The sequence below is a fragment of the uncultured Desulfovibrio sp. genome (assembly GCF_910584445.1).
In the GTDB taxonomy this organism is placed as follows: Bacteria; Desulfobacterota; Desulfovibrionia; order Desulfovibrionales; family Desulfovibrionaceae; genus Desulfovibrio.
Genome location: NZ_CAJUBO010000017.1, coordinates 1 through 18,145 on the forward strand (window position 1 = coordinate 1; position 18,145 = coordinate 18,145).

The 18,145-nt window shown below is 65.5% G+C and carries 15 protein-coding genes and 1 riboswitch; of the genes, 5 read left to right on the forward strand and 10 right to left on the reverse strand.

Annotation, left to right across the window (positions count from 1 at the left end; all coding sequences use genetic code 11):
* Positions 1-182 precede the first annotated feature (182 nt).
* Both QZ294_RS08470 and QZ294_RS08475 read left to right on the forward strand, forming a co-directional pair.
* Positions 183-1,340 (forward strand): ABC transporter permease, encoded by a 1,158-nt coding sequence (locus QZ294_RS08470; RefSeq protein ID WP_297048954.1) that lies wholly within the window; start codon positions 183-185, stop codon positions 1,338-1,340.
* Entirely contained in the window at positions 1,337-2,494 is a 1,158-nt protein-coding gene (locus tag QZ294_RS08475) for an ABC transporter permease (RefSeq protein ID WP_297048955.1), read from the forward strand. Before QZ294_RS08470 ends, QZ294_RS08475 begins: the two co-directional genes overlap by 4 nt.
* Here QZ294_RS08475 and larC read toward each other — a convergent pair.
* Positions 2,442-3,728, reverse strand: coding sequence for a nickel insertion protein (gene larC / locus QZ294_RS08480; protein ID WP_297048957.1), 1,287 nt, complete (start codon positions 3,726-3,728; stop codon positions 2,442-2,444). The two genes, QZ294_RS08475 and larC, sit on opposite strands and share 53 nt — an antisense overlap.
* 260 nt (positions 3,729-3,988) lie before the next feature.
* Between larC and QZ294_RS08485 the strand changes: the two genes are divergently transcribed.
* Positions 3,989-4,657: a CBS and ACT domain-containing protein gene (locus tag QZ294_RS08485; RefSeq protein ID WP_297048959.1), complete on the forward strand. Its 669-nt coding sequence runs from the start codon at positions 3,989-3,991 to the stop codon at positions 4,655-4,657.
* An 81-nt stretch (positions 4,658-4,738) separates the two neighbouring features.
* Here the strand turns inward: QZ294_RS08485 and QZ294_RS08490 are convergent, their stop codons facing one another.
* From QZ294_RS08490 to QZ294_RS08500, 3 genes are all read right to left on the reverse strand, one after another.
* Positions 4,739-4,966, reverse strand: coding sequence for a hypothetical protein (locus QZ294_RS08490; protein ID WP_297048962.1), 228 nt, complete (start codon positions 4,964-4,966; stop codon positions 4,739-4,741).
* Between the two features lie 37 nt (positions 4,967-5,003).
* Entirely contained in the window at positions 5,004-7,661 is a 2,658-nt protein-coding gene (locus tag QZ294_RS08495) for a TIGR03960 family B12-binding radical SAM protein (protein ID WP_297048964.1), read from the reverse strand.
* A 362-nt stretch (positions 7,662-8,023) separates the two neighbouring features.
* Positions 8,024-8,368 carry a hypothetical protein gene (locus QZ294_RS08500; RefSeq protein WP_297048966.1) on the reverse strand — a complete coding sequence of 115 codons (345 nt, stop codon included), beginning with the start codon at positions 8,366-8,368 and terminating at the stop codon, positions 8,024-8,026.
* Positions 8,369-8,472: 104 nt separating this feature from the next.
* On the opposite strand from QZ294_RS08500, the gene rnc reads away from it, so the two are divergent.
* Positions 8,473-9,219 (forward strand): ribonuclease III, encoded by a 747-nt coding sequence (gene rnc / locus QZ294_RS08505; RefSeq protein ID WP_297048969.1) that lies wholly within the window; start codon positions 8,473-8,475, stop codon positions 9,217-9,219.
* A 160-nt stretch (positions 9,220-9,379) separates the two neighbouring features.
* Here the strand turns inward: rnc and QZ294_RS08510 are convergent, their stop codons facing one another.
* From QZ294_RS08510 to QZ294_RS08535, 6 genes are all read right to left on the reverse strand, one after another.
* Positions 9,380-10,273, reverse strand: a complete 894-nt coding sequence (locus QZ294_RS08510; RefSeq protein WP_297048971.1) for a flagellin — start codon at positions 10,271-10,273, stop codon at positions 9,380-9,382.
* A gap of 450 nt (positions 10,274-10,723) precedes the next feature.
* Positions 10,724-10,936 carry a BrnA antitoxin family protein gene (locus QZ294_RS08515; RefSeq protein WP_297048973.1) on the reverse strand — a complete coding sequence of 71 codons (213 nt, stop codon included), beginning with the start codon at positions 10,934-10,936 and terminating at the stop codon, positions 10,724-10,726.
* A gap of 2 nt (positions 10,937-10,938) precedes the next feature.
* The gene (locus QZ294_RS08520) at positions 10,939-11,220 is read right to left on the reverse strand and encodes a BrnT family toxin (protein ID WP_297048975.1); all 282 of its coding nucleotides are present in this window, start codon (positions 11,218-11,220) and stop codon (positions 10,939-10,941) included.
* A 262-nt stretch (positions 11,221-11,482) separates the two neighbouring features.
* Positions 11,483-13,681 carry a flagellar hook-basal body complex protein gene (locus tag QZ294_RS08525; RefSeq protein WP_297048977.1) on the reverse strand — a complete coding sequence of 733 codons (2,199 nt, stop codon included), beginning with the start codon at positions 13,679-13,681 and terminating at the stop codon, positions 11,483-11,485.
* An 88-nt stretch (positions 13,682-13,769) separates the two neighbouring features.
* Positions 13,770-14,630 carry a flagellar hook assembly protein FlgD gene (locus QZ294_RS08530; protein ID WP_297048979.1) on the reverse strand — a complete coding sequence of 287 codons (861 nt, stop codon included), beginning with the start codon at positions 14,628-14,630 and terminating at the stop codon, positions 13,770-13,772.
* Between the two features lie 22 nt (positions 14,631-14,652).
* Positions 14,653-16,602 carry a flagellar hook-length control protein FliK gene (locus QZ294_RS08535; RefSeq protein ID WP_297048982.1) on the reverse strand — a complete coding sequence of 650 codons (1,950 nt, stop codon included), beginning with the start codon at positions 16,600-16,602 and terminating at the stop codon, positions 14,653-14,655.
* A gap of 251 nt (positions 16,603-16,853) precedes the next feature.
* Between QZ294_RS08535 and QZ294_RS08540 the strand changes: the two genes are divergently transcribed.
* On the forward strand, positions 16,854-17,783 hold the full coding sequence (locus QZ294_RS08540) for a phosphoglycerate dehydrogenase (protein ID WP_297048984.1): 930 nt from the start codon (positions 16,854-16,856) through the stop codon (positions 17,781-17,783).
* Between the two features lie 124 nt (positions 17,784-17,907).
* A riboswitch (cobalamin riboswitch) is annotated at positions 17,908-18,027 on the forward strand.
* Positions 18,028-18,145 lie beyond the last annotated feature (118 nt).

The following is an 18,145-nucleotide window of genomic DNA, read 5'->3' on the forward strand; positions in this document are numbered from 1 at the left end:
AAAAAATCTTATTTTTTAGGATCCTTGCGGCGACAGCCCCGCCCTTCGCTCTGCTTCGGGCGGCCAGTGGAAAAAACTCTTTTCCTTGCTGAAAAAGCCATAACGTAATTTAATAATGAGGTCTGAGCCTAGGCTCCGGCGGCTGCGTGATAACGGCAAAATGCTCGAGAACGGGGGGCGCGATGGATGCGGAGGGGACCCCGGCGGCCCGGCGCCGTCTCTGGCTGCGGCAGCTTCTGGCGCTCATCGTCAAGGAATTTCAGGAGATCGTGCGCGATCCGTCCTCCTATCTGGTGGCGGGCGTCCTGCCGCTGAGCTTCCTCCTGCTTTTCGGCTACGGCATCACGCTTGACGCGGGCATCCTGCGGCTGGCCGTGCTCGATCAGAGCGGCGGCAGCCACGCGCTCTCGCTGGCGGCGGACTTCGCCCATTCCCCCTGGTTCGAGACCGTCCATGTGGGCGACATGGAGGCGGCGGCACGCAAGATGCGCGATTCCGAGGTGCAGGGCGTGCTTGTCATCCGGGAGGATTTCGATCAGGAACTGGCCGCGGGCGGCACGGGTCCTCTCCAGATCCTCGTGGACGGGACAGAACCCAACACCGCGCAATATATCCGCAACTACAGCCAGGGACTCATTGCCGGCTGGCAGGCCGCGGCCGCGCCCGGGGGCCGCGCGCGCAAGGCGCCCGTGGAGCTGCAGCCCCGCTACTGGTACAACCCCACCGCTAAGAGCGAGCGCTTTCTCGTGCCCGGCGCCATCACGGTCATCATGACCCTCATCGGGACGCTGCTCACCTCGCTCGTGTTCGCGCGCGAGTGGGAGCGGGGCACCATGGAGGCCATGATCGCCACCCCCGTGACCCGGATGCAGCTTTTGCTCGGCAAGCTGATCCCCTATTTCTGCATGGGCATGTTCAGCATGGCCCTGTGCGCCCTGGCGGCGGTGACGCTTTTCGAGGTGCCGTTCCGCGGCTCGCTCTGGGTGCTGCTGGTGCTTTCCACGGTCTTCATGCTCAGCGCGCTCGGGCAGGGCCTGCTCATTTCCGTCTGCCTGCGGGGGCAGCTTGTGGCGGCGGAGGCGGGGCTGTTCTCTGGCTTTCTGCCCGCGCTCATGCTTTCCGGCTTCGTGTTCGACATCAACAGCATGCCCGTGGCGCTCCAGGCGCTGACGAGACTTTTGCCGGCAAGCTATTTCAATACCTGTCTGCGTACCATTTTTCTCACCGGCGATGTCTGGAGCATCTTCGGGCCGAGCCTGCTTTTCATGGGCCTGCTGGCCGCCGCGCTGCTCGGCCTGGTGTACAGGAACCTCGCCAAACGCCTGGACACGCGCGCATGAGCGTTCTGCCGCCCCCCCTTGACCTCCGGCGCATGCTCACCATCGTGCGCAAGGAGCTGCTGGTGCTGCTGAGCAACCGCACCTCGCGCTTCCTCATCATCGTGCCGCCGCTGCTCCAGATCGTGGTGTTCGGCTGGGCCGCCACCATGGAAGTACGCAATGTGGACGTGGCCGTGCTTTCCCGCGACAGCGGCCTCTGGAGCCGCGAGATACTGCATCGGCTGGAAGGGGCGCCCACCTTCCGCAGCGTTGTCCACCTGGAAGGGGCCGAGGCGGTCCGGCCCGTGCTGGACGCGCGGAAGGCGCTGTTCGTCCTGGTGTTTGACGAGGAATTTTCCCGCAATGTGGAACGCGCGCAGCCCGCCGAAGTGCAGGTCATCCTGGACGGGCGCCGTTCCAACGCGGCCCAGATCGCGGCCTCCTACCTCAGCCAGATCGTGGAGGATGTGGCCCGGACGACCCCGGCGGGGCTGGCCGCCCGGACAGCCCGCGAGGGCGCCGCGAACGGCGTTTTCCGCCTTGATGTCCGCACACGTTGCTGGTTCAACCCGAACCTGGAGTTCCAGTGGTTCTTTCTGCCCAATCTCATCGGCATGCTGAGCCTCATGCTCGGCCTGGTCGTCACCGGGCTTTCCGTGGCGCGCGAACGGGAAGTGGGCACCTTTGACCAGTTGCTCGTCTCGCCGGCAACGCCCACGGAGATCGCCCTTGCCAAGCTGGTGCCCGGCTGTCTTGTGGGGCTGGCGCACGGCACCATCTTTCTGCTGATTACGGTCTTCGGGTTTGGCGTTCCCTTCAACGGTTCGGTGGCGCTGCTCTATGCGGCCATGCTCGTCTTTTCCCTGGCCGCGGGCGGTGTGGGGCTGATGGTCTCCTCTCTTTCCTCCACCCAGCAGCAGGCCTTTCTGGGGGCCTTCACCGTGGGCGTGCCTTGCATTCTCATTTCCGGCGCGGTCACGCCGGTCATGAACATGCCGGTCTTTCTCCAGCACGCGAGCCAGCTCAATCCCCTGCGCCACTTCACCACCCTCTGCCAGGGGGTTTTCCTCAAGGATATCACCCTGGCCTCGGCCCTGCTCAATCTGGGCAAGATCGGCCTGATCAGCGTGGCCGCCGTAAGCGTGGCCGTGTGGATGTTCCGGCGCAGGACCTGACGGGCCGCTGCGGCCGTCGTCGCGCGCCGCCGGGAGATCCGCTCCCTTCCCTGCCGAAACGCAGGGCGGGCGCGCCCACGCCGCGCCGTGCCGCGAGGTCGCGCAGCGCATCGGCTTCGGGGCGGACGTAGTCGCGCCCTTCGAGGCGATATGCCTTGGCGGCAACCGGTTCGCCATCAAGAAGCACAGCCGTCGCCCCGCGCGGCAGGACAGCGCGCTCCAGCGTCTGGCGGCGCAGGCCAAGCGTATGCGTGTGGCGGAAAACGGCCGTGGCCGCTTCGGCCTCGTCGCTGGTGCGGCAGAGAACGCGCAGCAGGCCGGCGGGCCGGTTCTTTTTGCCGATACCGGGCAGCCAGAGCGCGTCAAGGATGCACGCCATGCCGGAGAGGGCGGTCAGGGCCAGCCCCAGTTCCTCGCCGCTCAGATGGTCAAGATGGGTCTCCAGTTGCACCACCTGCTCGCGTCCGCCGCGCGTTGGGGAGGCCAGCGCCGCCGGCCGGGCAAGGCAGAGGCGCAGGGGGGCCGCGCCATCTTCGCCGCTGCCGCAGCCGTAGGCCGCAAGGATGCCCTCCGGGCCGTTGCTCACGGCATCCGCCAGGATGCGGACAAGGGCCGCGCCCAGGGGCGTTGTGACGGCGCGCGGGGCGTCCTTCGTCGTTTCCGGTCCGGGGCGCACGGCGCAGCCGCGCAACAGCAGGGCCGTCCGCGCGGCCTCGCCAGCGCTGGCTCCGGCGTCATCTCCGGGATGCCAGCAGAGCGGCGACAGGGTGACGCGGCTGATCTTCAGCCGGGCGAGTTCGCGGCAGATGGCGGCAATACAGGCCACAAGGCGCGTGGCCCGTGCCTGTGGGACGCGAAGCTCGCGCCGTTCCCTGCCGGAGCATGCGGACTCGGCCCCGGCAAGGGCGTCCAGAACGGCCGCCCCCTGTTCCTCCCGGCAGCCCGGCGGCATTTCCCCCTCCGCGCAGCGGGAAAGGACGGCCCGCAGGGCGCGGACAAGGCCGGCGGCGGAAAGGGAGGGGCCGCGTTCCGCGCCGGGGCGCAGGCGGAGGGCAAGGCTGCCGCCATCTTCAGCCGGGCGCAGCTCCAGCGCGCAGGGAAGGCCCGCCGCGGCAAGGGCCGCCTCCAGGGAGGAACAGTCGGGGAGGCGGCGGGGACCGGTGCGCAGATGCAGCAGGGCCGCAAGGAGCCTGTCGCCGGAGACGCCGCCGGAGCCGTCGATATGGAGTTCCATTCCGTTTCCTCCTTTCCTGGTGTCTCCCCGCGAGGAACCCGCGCAGACGCACGCAGGGAATTTTTGCGGACGCGTTCGCGCAAAAAACGGTGGCGCAGTGGCGGCGTTTTTCGCGCGCATTTCCTGGAGCGGGAAACGGCTCCGCGTGGACCGTTTCCGTCGCCGGAGCGGCGGGCTTGTGCGCCGGGCGACCCTGGCGTATGCTCTTGCGGAGAAGGCCGGGCCATCGTCCGGCCAAGACCATGGCGCAGGGAGGCCATATGCTGATACGGAACTGGATGACCACCGAGGTGGTCAGCGTGACGCCCGACACCAGCCTGCTCAAGATCGGCAAACTCATGCGGGACAAGGGCGTGCGTCGCCTCCCGGTGCTTGATGAGAACGGCGGGGTGGTCGGCATCGTTTCCGACCGCGACGTGCGCGATGCGTCCCCGTCCAAGGCCACTACCCTGGATATGTACGAAATGCACTATCTCCTGGCCGAAATCAAGGCCAGGGACATCATGACGCCGCGCCCCGTGACCATCAAGCCCACGGACACCGTGGAAAAGGCCGCCATGCTCATGCTGGACAAGAAGTTCGGCGGCCTGCCCGTGGTGGGGGACGACGGCGCGCTTGTGGGCATCATTTCCGACCAGGACGTGTTCAAGGCGCTGGTGAACATCACCGGCGTGCGCGACGGCGGCATCCAGCTCGGCATGGAGATCGCCAATGAGAGCGGGGCCATGCGGCCCATTTTTGACCTGCTCCGCAAGCACGGGGCGCGCATCCTGTCGGTGCTCTCCACCAACAATCAGGAAGGGCGGCGCAATATCTTCCTGCGGCTGCGCGACCTGCCGGACGAGGCCGCCCAGGAGGCGCTGCTCCGGGAAGTGCAGGAGTACGCGCGCCTGCTGTACTGGGCGCGCGAGGAAGTCCACCTGGCGTAACGACGCGTTTTTTTGCGGCATTGAGGGCGCGCGCCGCATTCGGGCGGCGCGCCCCTTTTGGCATGGCGGCGCGGTTTCCCGCTAGCGGGCCTCGCGTCCGCACAGGCCGCGCGTCGAGCGCAGGCGCAGCTCCTCCACGATGGTCCGTTCATATTCGGGCGCAAGGGAAATGGCGGCGCGCATCTCCTTGTTGAGCAGCTGCTCCACCTGTTGCGTTTCTTCCCAGATCTCCAGCAGTTCCTCGTCAGCCAGGCTTTTCACCCGCTGGGAAAACGGCATGTCGTCGGGAAAGGGGGTGGCCTGGGCCATGGTGCCTCCTGAAGTGCCTCGCGTGCGTCCGCGCGTGTCAGCCGTTGCCGGCATCGTTGCCTGACGGCGGGAAAACACGACCGTCCTCAAAGATCTGCCCCGTCTTGCGGAGCCGGAGCCGGGGACGCAGGCGGTCCTCCTCTCCCTTTGGGCAAAGCACGGCGAGCGTGAACAGCAGCGGGGAAAGATAGCCCATATGCCAATCGAGCGTGAATGTCACGCCGCCGCCATGCGGGGCCGCCGCCCACCGCAGGAGCAGCGGCCGCAGGTCCATGGCGCGGGGACCGTTCTTGCCCTCGCGGGTGAAGGGAGCTTCCGCCAGGGCCGCAAAGGCCGCGAAGCGCCGCGCAGGGAGGTCGTCCGCATCGGGTCCTGCCAGATGGCAGGCGAAGGTCTCGGCCACGGCCTGCTCGGTGCGGCGCCCGGGCGGCGTGAATTCCGCCAGACGGAGCCGCATGCCCGGCGGCAGGTGCGGGGCCAGGAGCGTCGCCGCCCCGGCGGGCGGCAGGATGCGCCGCAGGGTGAGGGCGAACCATTCCGCATCGCTCTCCACGCCCACGGGCAGCGCGCGGCCGAAGGAGAGCAGCGGCAGCGGGTGGAAGCCCCGGGAAAAGGCAAGGGGCAGGCCGGCGCGGCGCAGGGCGCGCTCCAGCGTGGCCTGAAGCTCAAGCTGGCTCAGGCAGGCGCTGCCGCCGGTCTTGGTGTGCCAGAAGCGGTACTGCGCCGCCTTGTGGACAAGCTCCGCGGCGATGCGCGGCGGTTCCTGGCGCTGGCTTTTGCAGACGAGGCGGCCTTCGGCGTCGCGCCGGGGCTGGTGGGCCTGCTGGTCGCGCTGCGGAAAAACAAGGCGGTTGCGGCGCGTCGTGGCCGCATCGGCCGTATCGGCTGTGCCGGCAAGGCGTGACGGCCCGGCGGCGGTGTCGCACGCGCCGCAGTGGCGGCAGGCTCCGTAGCGGCAGTCGGGCGTGATCCTGCCCGCCAGGGCGCGCTCGCGCTCCGTGAGCAGAAAGGCTTCGGAAACGCCCGCTTCCAGATGGCCCCAGGGCAGCGGAGCGCCCGGCTCACGGGCGCCGATGCAGGCTTCGGCGCTGATGCCGCATTCTTCCAGCGCCTCCAGCCAGGGGGCGAGGTCAAAGCTCTCCATCCAGCTGTCGAACAGGGCGCCCCTGCGCCATGCCAGTTCCACCACATCGGCCATGCGCCGGTCCGCGCGGGAGAGGATGCCCTCCAGATGGCTCATGGCCGGCTCATGCCAGCGCAGCTTGAGGCATTTCTGGCCCTTGAAGCGCTCGCGCACCAGACGCACGCGGCGGTCGATCTCGTCCTGCCCGATCTGGGCCTCCCACTGGAAGGGGGTGAACGGCTTGGGCACGAAGGGCGAGAGCGAGGCCGTCACCTGAAGGCGCGGGCCGCCCGGCCCGGCCGCGTCGCGCACCGCGCGGCAGAGATCGGCAATGGCCGCCAGGTCTTCGTCCGTCTCGGTGGGGAGGCCGATCATGAAATAGAGCTTGACCTGCCGCCAGCCGTGTTCCAGCAGTTTTTGCGCGTGGAGGAGGATGTCCTCCTCGCTGACGCCCTTGTTGATGACGTCGCGCAGGCGCTGGCTCCCGGCTTCGGGCGCGAGGGTGCAGCCCGTGCGGCGCAGGTCGGCCATCCTGCCCATGATCTCGTCGTCGATGGAGCCAACGCGCAGGGAAGGCAGCGAAAGCGCCACCTGTTCGCGGGCGCAGCGGTCGAGCGTGGCAGCGCACAGGGTCTTGAGCGCGGAATAATCGCCGGTGCTCAGGGAAAGGAAGGAGATCTCCTCAAACCCGGTCTCACGGAGGCAGCCTTCAAGAAGAGCGCTGACGCTTTCGGGCGAACGCTCGCGCACCGGGCGGTAGACCATGCCCGCATGGCAGAAGCGGCAGCCGCGCGTGCAGCCGCGCGCGATCTCCAGCGAGAGGCGGTTGTGGACAGCGCCCACGGGGATGACCTGCCGCGCCGGATAGAGGGCGCGCTCAAGATCGGTCACGATGCGGCGGGCCGGGCGCGCGTGGTCGGCAAAGCGCGGCACGAGGGCGCCATCCGCGCCTTCCGCGAAAAAGGAGGGCACATAGACCCCGGGGATATGCCGCGCCTCGCGCAGCAGGCCGCTTCGCGTCCAGCCTTCCGCGCGGGCCTGCTCAAGCAGACGCAGAAGGTCCGGCAGGGTCTCCTCGCCATCGCCAAGCACCATGAGGTCCATGAACGGCGCCAGAGGTTCGGCGCCCAGCACGGCGCCGCCCCCGGCAATGACCAGCGGGCAGGCGGCGAGGTCTTCGCCGCGCGCGGCGTGGCGCAGGGGAATGCCCGCCAGGTCGAGCATGTAAAGAACGTTGGTGTAGCACAGCTCGTGGGTGATGGAAAAGGCCACGCAGTCCATGCAGCCGAGCGGCGTGTCCGACTCCAGGGTGCAGAGCGGGGCGCCATGCTTGCGCAAAATATCCGCCGCGGCCCTGTCCGGCGCCATGACGCGTTCCGCCCACCATGCATCGTGGGCGTTGACGATGCCGTAGAGGATCTTCTGCCCGAGGTAGGACATGCCCACCTCGTACAGGTCGGGGAAGGCCAGGGCCACACGCAGGCACACCGCATCCGGATCTTTGCGTACGGTCCCGTCCTCGATGCCGGCGTAGCGGCTCGGCCGTGGCAGGAGCGGCAGGAGGTCGCGCATAGGTTTCTTGCCCTTCAACAAGGATCGGGAAAAGGTCTTGTTCTGCGTTTGCGTTGCTGACGCGCCTGTGTTGGGTGAGTACCGCCGGAAGTATCCGTCAAAACAGATATTTCGACGCTGGCTGCGTCAGAGAAAAATTTTCTTGGTCGAGTACCTGAGTACACTCCCCGCGAAAATTTTTCTCTTCCTTGCCAGCCCCGAAGGATCTTATTTTTTAGGATTCTTCCGGCACCAGCATCCGTCTGTCGCTCCGCTCCAGACGGACTTGAGGAATATCTGTCAACTGCATTGCAGAGCATAGCTAAGAAAAAGGCGGCGCGGACGCCGCCTTTGCGTGTCAGGGATGCCGCGCGGGCGCGGCGTCAGGAAATAAGCCCGCTGGAACCCGCGCCGGGCAGCGGCCCGGAACCGAACTGCAACTTGCCGAGGCCGCCGGCCACGGTGAGGTTGGTGCAGGCTTCGATATATTTGTCCTGAAGTTCCTTGGGCGTGTCGCCATAGCGGTAGAGGAAAAACTTGCCCTCGATGGTGCCGCTGAAGTCAGGCTCGAAGGGATAGCCATAGGGCAGCATCATCATCTGGACGCCCTGCTGCGACGGGATGGTCTGGATGGCGGCCGCATCGGTCAGGCAGTCTTTCGCTTCGTCATATTTGCCGATGACCAGTTCGCCGGTCACCAATTTCATCAGGCGGATGTCATAAGCCATGATTTGCTCCTTGAAGAAAGTATGCCTCTGTAGGTAGGCACCGGGGGCTTCCATGTCAAGGGATTTTCGGTTGCCATCCTTCCGGGATGGGCTAGACTGCGCCCATGGACGAAAACAGACAGGCTCGGACGGATGCGGATCAGGACCACGCGGAGCTGGCCCGCAGGCTCGGCCACACGTTCGCGCGGCCGGAACTTCTGGGGCTTGCCCTGACGCACAGCTCATGGGCCAATGAGCGCGGCGCGGGCGACGCGCACAACGAGCGGCTGGAGTTTCTTGGCGACGCGGTGCTGGAGCTGTGCGTTTCCGCGGAACTCTTCCGGCGTTTTCCGGATGTGCGGGAAGGGGACCTGACGCGGTTGCGCTCACGGCTCGTGAGCACGGTAGGGCTGGCCGAACGCGCGCGGGAACTGGGGCTGGACGCGCGCCTTCGCCTGGGCAGGGGCGAGGAGCTGCAAGGCGGCCGCGGCCGGGACGCCATTCTCAGCGATGCGCTGGAGGCGGTGCTTGCCGCTGTCTATGAGGACGGGGGTTTTGCCGCCGCGCAAGGCGCCGTGGCCCGGATCTTTGAGGGGCATTGGCCGCGGACGGCGGGCGCGCCGCAGGCGCGGGACTGCAAGTCGCGCCTCCAGGAGGCGACGCAACACCTGTTCGGCCGCACTCCGCTCTATGCCAGGGAGGCGACCAGCGGACCGGAACATGCGAAATGTTTCCAGGTGCGCCTGACGCTGCCGGACGGGCAGGGATTTTCCGGCCAGGGAACGAGCTGCAAGAAGGCGGAACAGGATGCCGCCGGTCGCGCCCTCGCCGCGCTTGCGGCGCAAAAGCTCTGGCCCCGGGCTTGTTCGTAGGCTCCCCCCTGCGTTGAACATCCCCAGGCTGTGCCGTGGCCGGCGGGCATGCGCCCACGCTGTGCCGTCGCGGGAAGGACCGGGCCGGTGACCCGGCCCGGGGGCACGGCCCCCGGGCCTCCCGTCTTTGGTCTGCCACCACAGCCTATGTCTAGATGACCTAGCCGCCGATGAGCTGCATGGCCATCTGGGGCAGCGAGTTGGCCTGGCCGAGCATGGCCACGGCCGATTGGGTGAGGATCTGATTGCGCACGAACTGTGTCATTTCCGTGGCAACGTCCACATCCGAAATTCGGGATTCGGCCGCCTGGAGGTTCTCCGCCTGAACGTTCAGGTTGGTGATGGTGTTCTCCAGCCGGTTCTGCATGGCGCCGAGGTGGGCGCGGATCTTGTCCTTGGAGACGATGGCCTCGTTGATGCCTTCCAGGGCCTTCTGGGCCGCGGCCTGCGTGGAGACCGTATAGCCGGCCGCCTCGGGGTCGGCGTTGTTGCCCACGCCCAGGGCGGAGGCCGTGCAGTTGCCGATGGTGATGTAGTAGTAGTCTTCCGCCGAGTCGTTGCCCGAGCCGAAGTGGATCTTCATCTTGCCGGTGGCCGTCATGCCGGTGCCGTCATGGGTGTCGGACGAGAGCGTGCCGTCGAGCAGATGGATGCCGTTGAAGTCCGTGGCATTGGCGATTCGGGTGATTTCCGAGGCCATGGCCTGGTATTCGGACTCGATCATCAGACGCTGGGTGGAATCATAGGTGCCGGTGGCGGCCTGTTCCGCCAGTTCCTTGAGGCGGACGAGCTTTTCGTCGATGACGCCCATGGCGCCGTCCGCCGTCTGGATCATGGAGATGGCGTCGTTGGCGTTGCGCGCGCCCTGATGGAGGGCCGCGATGTCCGCGCGCTGAAGCTCGCGGATGGCGAGGCCGGCGGCGTCGTCCGCCGCGCTGTTGACGCGCAGGCCCGTGGAAAGCCGCTGGGTTGAGGTGGCGAGTCTGCCGTAGTGGGCATTCAGGTTTCGGGCCGTGTTGGCGGCCATCATGTTGTTGTTAATGACCAAAGACATTGGGCACCTCCTCGGGTGGTTGAATAAGCTGTGCCCGTCATACTGCAACGCATATGCCAAATGCTGAATAGCGTTGTTTTTTAGCGTATTACATTTTTTCTAGACATGAGGGGCAAAATTTTCCGCCGGGAGCCGCCGCATTTTTGGCGCCGGGGGGTGACAACTTTTCCCAGGGGTTTCGCACCCTTCGGCCCGCAGGCGGGGGGGAATTTGTCCGTGACACGGGCGGAGGCCGGTGGCGCGGAGCGCTCTGAAACATGCGGGAACGCCGGAGGGCGGTGAAGGGGGGGGACGAAGAGGGGGCGCCGCCTGTGGCGGAGGAGTTTGGCCCATATCCACGCTTCAGGGCATGAGCACAATTCAGAAAAAGGAAAGACCAGAACTTTTGCTATGGACAATCAATACCTGTTTACAGGCGCATGGGGGGAGGATGACTCCCCCCTGTCTTTGCTATTCCGTCCACGCCAGAACCGGCTTTCTGCGCTTCGTTGCACAATCAGTCAGGTATGCGTTTATCAGTGTCTGATAAGGCATGCTTACTTCTTCGGACAGACTTTTGAAATATTCCACCGTTGTCTTGTCCAGCCGGATAGTAACGGTTGTCTTTTGCTGCCTGGTGTAAGGGTTCTTGACCCCGGAAGAAAAATCGTATTCGTCTCGCATGGTTATTTTCTCCTCGTGTAATCCGCAGATTCCTTTTTTGACGCCTTTCTGGCTGAGATAATCCTGATTTGTTCGTCATCCTCACGGTAGCAATGGCAGACAACCAGCAGCCGAAGGACAGCGCTCAATCCAAGAAGCAAAAACCTGTCTTCATCTTCCGAATGATCAGGATCAAAAATTCTCAAGGCGTCGCAATCGTCAAACACCGTTTGCGCCTCTTCAAAGGCAACGCCGTGTTTACGCTTGTTGGCAGTGGATTTTTGGGCATCCCAGGTGAATTTCATACGCTTTTCTCGTACATAAAATATATTTACAAAGTAAATTCATGTCAAGAAAATTTTCTTGGCATTCCATTATTGCGGAGGATTGCCGGACCAGGTTTTGAAAACCCCGCAGGTGTCGCTTCAGCAGCATCCATACAACGGCAAAACGCCGCCCCTTTCGGGGCGGCGTTTCGTCTGCGGAGAAAGCCGGAAAACGGCGCTATCCCTTCGCCGCGGCGCGCCCGGGGAACCATTCCCGGGGCGCGCCTGTCCGGAACTATGCCTAACGCTTCATGCCGATGACGGTCTCCAGCATGGTGTCGACCGTGGTGATGCCCTTGGAATTGGCCTGGAAGCCGCGCTGGGTGGTGATCATGTTCACGAATTCGCGGCTCAGGTCCACGTTGGAGCCTTCGATATTGTAGGCCCGGGTCACGCCGAAGCCGTTGTCGCCGGCCACGCCCTGGCGGGCTTCGCCCGATTCCTTGGTCTGGCCGTAGAGGTTGCCGCCCTCGCGCCGCAGGCCCTGCTTGTTGTGGAAGTCATAGAGGGCAATCTGGTAGAGGGGGATGGTCTCGCCGTTGTCGTAGTAGCCGTAGACCACGCCCGCGTTGTCGATATTGGTGCCGGAAAGCACGCCCGAGGGGTAGCCGTTGGCCTGCGCGTCCTGCGTGATATAGCTGGAGGCGCCCGCGGAGCTGGCGTTTTCGGTCTTCATGGGGTCGTCGTACTTGGCTACGTCGTTATTATAGTTGATCTTCCGTTCCTGCACCTGGGTTTCCACAAAGAGCCGGGGCTTGGGGTTGGCGGCTTTGTAGGCGGCATCCGTGATCTGGCCGGTGGTGGCATCATAGGTCAGCGTCTGTTCGGCTCCAGCGGCGTCGGTGTATTTGACCGCCTGGCCCAGGAGGTTGTTGGGCACGAACTTGTCCGTGCCCTGGGCAAAGAAAGGCCCCGTATACGCCGTGCCGGTGCTGTCCTTGAGGATATTGCCCAGACTGTCGGTACCCTTGATGTAGCTGCCGCGTTTGTTGGGGTCCTCGATATAGAGCGGGAAGGCCGGCGTGGCCGGGTCGCCTGCGGCATCCTGCCAGCCGCCTGCGCCGTCCGGCTGATATTCGGTTTCATAGACCGGCTTGGTCACGGGCGAAACAGTCACCTGCACGGTCTTGGCCGGCTCCAGCGTGCCCTGAAGGTCAAGCAGGGTGCCGCTGCTCGTCCAGTTGCCGAGGCAGCGCAGGCCAAGATCCAGCTCGATGATGTAATCCTGCGCCTGGGATTGGGTATCCGAAAGTTTTTCGCTCACGCTGTTTGCCAGCGGCTGGCCCGTGAAGTTGGCGCAGAAGGTGGGCAGGCCGTTGCTGGAGAACTTGGTGGACTGCCAGCTTGAGAGTTCCTCCGGCGGCAGATTGCACTGGTTCAGGGCCGTGGGGTCGTCGTTGGCGCCGTAGCTGTAGGCCGTCTGGTTGACCAGGTTGCCCGCGGCGTCGAAGATCAGGTGGCCGGTCATGAGCAGGCCCGCGTTCTTGTTGGTGCCCTTTTCGGGATCGTTGTAGAACTGGGTGGGCTTCTTGCCCCAGGTGTTGGAGACCGGGTCGTACCCTTCGCCGCCGTAGCTGCGCATGTCCTCTTCCGGCGGAATGGTCACGCAGTATTCATAGACCGTGTAGCCCGCGGGCAGGCCCTCGATCTCATAGATGGTGTTGCCGTTGGCGTCCACCTGCTTGGCCGCCACCTGGTCGTAATAGACCGTGAGGGTGTGGGCGTTGCCGCCCTCGTCGTAGACCTTGATGGGCGAGGACGTGGCGTAGGACGTGTCGGCCATGGGCGGGTTCTTGGTGGCGTCCCACTGGTCGAAGAGGGCGGTCATGGGGGAGGTGTCGCTGGTGGAGCGGTCGCCGTTGCCGTCGCTGGTCAGGCCCATGGTGAAGGTGACGTTGGTGGTGCGCTGCGGCTCCAGATACCAGGAATCCAGCACGATGTCCTGCGGCGTGCCCGTGCCCACAAAGGCGGACTCGTTGGTCTTGTCCTTGCCCAGGTTGATGGACTCGCTCTTGAAGGTCAGGCGCGTGGAGTTTTCCACCTTCCAGCCCTGGAGGCGGTAGCCTTCGGGGTTCTGGAGCTGGCGGTCGGCGTTGAAGTAGAAGTCGCCCGCGCGGGTGTAGTACATCTGGTCCGTATTGGGCTTACGCACCTTGAAAAAGCCTTCGCCGTCGATAGCCACGTCGGTGACGGAGTTGGTGGATTCCAGCGCGCCCTGCGAAAAGTCGCCCAGCACCGCGTAGGTAGCCACGCCCGCGCCGATCTGCACCGGGCCGCTGGTGGAGCCGCCGTTGATGTACAGATAGTCGTTGAAGTCCATGCGCTGGCTCTTGAAGCCGATGGTGCTGACGTTGGCGATATTGTTGCCCACAACGTTCATCTTGTTGCCGTGAGCGAGCAGGCCCGAAACGCTGGTCCACATGCTGGCTGAAAGACCCATGACTTCCTCCGTTTGAACTGTGTGCGCCGTTGGGATAGTAGCGCGGGTTGTTTATCTTGTGGCGGCGAACCGCCGGGATAGCTGTCGTTTACGCGGCCTTGGCCTGATCCGTCTCGCCGTTGCCGGGCGTTTCGTCGGAGCCGCTGCCGGAGCCTTCGCCCGAACCGGAACCTTCGTCCTTGTTTTCCTCGTCCTTGTTGCCTTCGTCGCCGTCGCCCGTGGTGTCGTCGGTCGTTTCCTTGACCTTGGGCGTGGTGACCTGGCGCACATTGGCGAGGGCGAGCAGCTGGCCGCCGTCCATGCCGAGGTAGACCGTGCCTTCGTTGTTGACCACGCCCGTCACCGTGGCGTCCACCACCTGATCGGAAAGCACGGCCTCGCCCTTGGCGTTGAAGGCGGCGAGCGACACGGTGTACACGCCGTCCGGGGCGTCCAGGAGGTTGCCCATCTTGCCGTTCCAGTTGAACTCGAAGGTGGTGCCCGCCTGCTTGCCGGCAAGATCTTCCGTATAGACGGTGTTGCCGTTGGCGTCCTTCACGCTCAGGGTGCCCTTGACCACATTGTCGCCAAAGGCATAGCGGAAGGTGCTGATGGTGGTTTCCTTCTTGCCCTCGGCATTGGTGGTCGTGGCCTTGCCGATGGTGTTGCCGGAAACGCTCACGAGCTTGCCGATGTAGGACGTGGCGTTGATCATCTGCTGGTTGTTGGTGGCGGTGGTCAGGCCTTCCATGCTCGTGTTCAGGTTCATGAGCTGCTCGAGGCTGGAGAACTGCGCCATCTGGGCGATGAATTCCTTGTCTTCCATCGGGTTCAGCGGGTCCTGATACTTGAACTGGGTGACCAGGAGCAGCATGAACGAGTCCTTGTCCAGATTGCTGCCCTTCTGCTTGGACAGGGCGGCATTGAACTCGTTGTTGGTCTGGTTCAGGGCTTGCGTGATGCTCGACATGGTCTTCTCCGTTCCGGGAGGCTCATGCCACTATGTGCATGGCCTGCCCTGCATATCTTGCCGTTTGACCCGGAATATGCACAGGCTGTTCCAAAACGGAGCCTTCAGAATTTCTGCCGTTGTTCCGAATAGTTGCGAGATTACGGAAGCGGGCAAGCTCTTCCCGGCGGGCATCTTCTTCCTGCCGGGCGTTGTGCTGCCCGAGGTCCTGCCAGAGGTCGGAACCGCCCTGGTCGGCAGGGTTTTCCAGCTGGACCTCGATCTTGTCCACCTTGATGCCCTGCTGCTCCAGATTGATGCGGATGGCGTCCAGCTGGCGGCTCACCATCTCGGCGGTCTCGCTCTTTTCGGAGCGGATCTGGGCGCTCACCTCGCCGTTGCGCGCCACCAGGGTGATGGTGAGCGCGCCCAGCTCCTGCGGATGGAGCTGGAGGTCAAGGCGCGTGCCGCCGTCGCGCAGGGCCTGGAGCATGCCCTGTTCCACCTGCTGCGCCACCTGGCGGGAGATCTGGGGCATCTGGCCCATGTCCTGCGCGGGAACGGCATCGGGAATATTTTGCCCGGTCTGGAGCATGGAAGAGAGAAAGGAACCGTTGGCCGCCGTGGTTGTCTGCGGCGCGGCCGGGGTGGCGCGCGCCTCCACCTTGCCGAGCAGTTCGTTCCATTCCTGATTTTTGCCGTCCCTGTTCTCGCGGGCCGGGGCGTCTTCCGCGCCGTTGTTCCGCGCGCCGTCGCGCGCGCCCGTCATGGTGAAGCCATTGGGGGCCGCTTCGGCATTGGCTGCGGCCGCGCGGTCGGCGTTTTCCGTGGCGCCGCCCGCTTCGCGCCGCGGGGCAAAAGCCGCTTCCGCGCGTTCGGCCGTTCCTGTGTGGCGCGCGTCGGCTGCTTCCCGGGATGCCGCCGTCCGGTCGTCGGCATTGCGGCGCGCGCTCTTGTCGTCCCTGCCGGCCTTGCCCGCCATGGCGCTCTGGCTGCCGTCGCGCTTATGGCTCACCATGGCGCTTTCCCGGGCCGCGTCCGTGGCGCGCGCCTGGGTTCCGGCGCCGGAATCCAGCGTGCTGTCGATGATGTCCCGGCCGCGCTCCTGCACGGTGCGGTCGATGAGGATGCGGCTCTGCTCCACGCGGCGGCTTTGCCGTTCGCCGGCGGCCTTTTCCTTTTCCATGCGGTCGCGGGCCTTGCTGATGACGGGCTTGAGCGTCTTTTCCAGGGCCGCGTCGAGCTTTTCGCGGCTGGCCTTGTCCTGCATGAACTTGTTGGTGGCCGGGGCCATGAGATTGCCGAACTGTTCGGCGGTCACGCGCAGGGCCGCGAAACCGCCGAAATTGGCGCCCAGCCCCATGAGGCTGCCGTTGTCCAGCCCGAGGCCGCGCCCCAGGGCCAGAGCTTCGTCGACGCTGATCTCGATGGTGGCGCCGGGGTCGAGCCTGGCGAAGCCCTGACTGATGAGTTCCAGGGCCGCCTCGCCGTTGCCCTCGCGCATCCTGGCAAGCACGTCCTGGGCGAGGTCGCCCGTGGGGTCGATCTTGCCGAGCAGGGCGATGATGGCATGCTCGTCGTCTTCGGAGAGGGACGGGGCGGAGGCGGCGCCGGTCAGGCTCGCCAGTACCTGGGCAAGGGTGGCGCCGTCGGGCTGGTCGGTGAGGATGTCGAACTGGCGCAGGCTTTCCTCCGGCGCGCCCTCCCTGAGCAGCTGGGCGCGCAGTTCCGCCAGTTCCTGCTTGGTGAAGCAGACTTCGCTGAGCGTGTAGGTCACGCCGTCGGTGGTGCTGCGCGTATAGGGGCTTTCCACCCTCGGGCGGCCCGCCTCGGCGTCGGCCGCGAGGGCCGCGTCCACGGAGACTTCGCTGCCCTCGCGCACGGCGTCCATGGCGTTCTGCATGGTCTGCAGGAAGTCGCTGTTGCCGCTGTCGGCGGATGCGCCCGTATTTCCGAAAAAGCCCAGTGTGGAATCAGTAGGCAGAATTTGCATGGTCCACTCCTTGCGCCCCGGAAATATTCAAGGAGTGTTCCAGATGCGGAGATCATGGATAACCTTTTGGAAGAAAAGACTGTTTTTTGAGAGGGCGTGCCGGGGAGGGAGGCCTTTGCCGGCAACACCTGCCGCATGCCGCCACGGTTGACAGGGCGCGGCTTTTTCAGGAACGTGGAAAGGCGCGCTGCCGTCCGGGACGCGGCATTCCGCCGTCATCGCGGCGGCGCGCACAGCCAAAGGAGTGGACCGTGAAGGTGCTTGTGACGCCGCGTTCGTTCGGCAAGGCCAATCCGGAACTTTTCGACCGCCTCGGGGACGCCGGGCTTGAGGTCGTCCGCAACGAAACGGGCGGCATCCTCGACAAGGCGGCCATGAAGACGCTGCTGGCGCCGTGCGAGGGCGTCATCCTCGGCGTCGATCCCATGGATGCGGAGGTCCTCGCCGCCGCGCCGAAGCTGAGGGCCATCGCCAAGTACGGCGTGGGACTCGACAATATCGACCTTGCCGCCTGCGAGACGCGGGGCATCCGGGTCTCGCGCACGCTCGGGGCCAACAGCGACGCCGTGGCCGATTACGCCTTTGCCCTCATGCTCGCCGTGGCGCGCCGCGTGGCGCATATCGACCGCCGCTGCCGCGAACGCGACTGGAGCAAGATCACCTCCATCGACGTGCACGGCAAGACGCTCGGCATCATCGGCCTGGGGTCCATCGGGCGGCGCGTGGCGCGCCGGGCCAGGGGCTTCGACATGCGCGTGCTCGCCAGCGACAGCGTGTGGGATGAGGATTTTGCCGTGGCCGAAGGGATCGAGCGCGCGGATGCCGACCGCATCTGCCGCGAGTGCGACTTCATCACCCTGCATTGCCTGCTCAACGACGAGACGCGCAATATCATTGATGCGCGGCGCCTGGCCGCCATGAAAAAGACCGCCATTCTCGTCAATACCGCGCGCGGCGGCCTGGTGGACGAAGCCGCCCTGCTGACGGCCCTGCGCGAGGGGCGCATCTACGGCGCCGGGCTGGATGTGTTCGCGCAGGAGCCGCCCGCCGATGCGGCCTGGTACACGCTGGACAATGTGGTCATGGGTTCGCACTGCTCGTCGTCCACTGCCGGGGCCGTGGCCCTCATGGGCACCATGGCCGTGGACAATCTGCTGCGCGATCTGGGCCTGCCCGCCTGACGCGCCGCCGCGTTCCGGCCGTTCATTGACAGGCGCGGCGCGGGCGCATACAGTGCCGCAGGTTACGGCAGCCGCGCCGCCCGGAGAGGGCTGTGGGCGCGGCTCCAGGGGGCCAGGCGCCCCCGAAGAGGGAATCCCGTGCAATGCGGGAGCGGACCCGCCGCCGTGAGATCCGTCAACCATGCTCCATTTCGCGCCACTGGCAACGGGAAGGCCGGAGCACGGGGATCGAGCCGGAAGACCTGCCGTGCCCGCAGCCGCAAACGCCGGGTCCTGACCCCGGGGCGCGGCTGCGCCAGATGCCGCGGCGGAATGCTCCGCGGGGCGGCGTGCGTCCGGCAACGGGTTTTTGCCGGATCGGC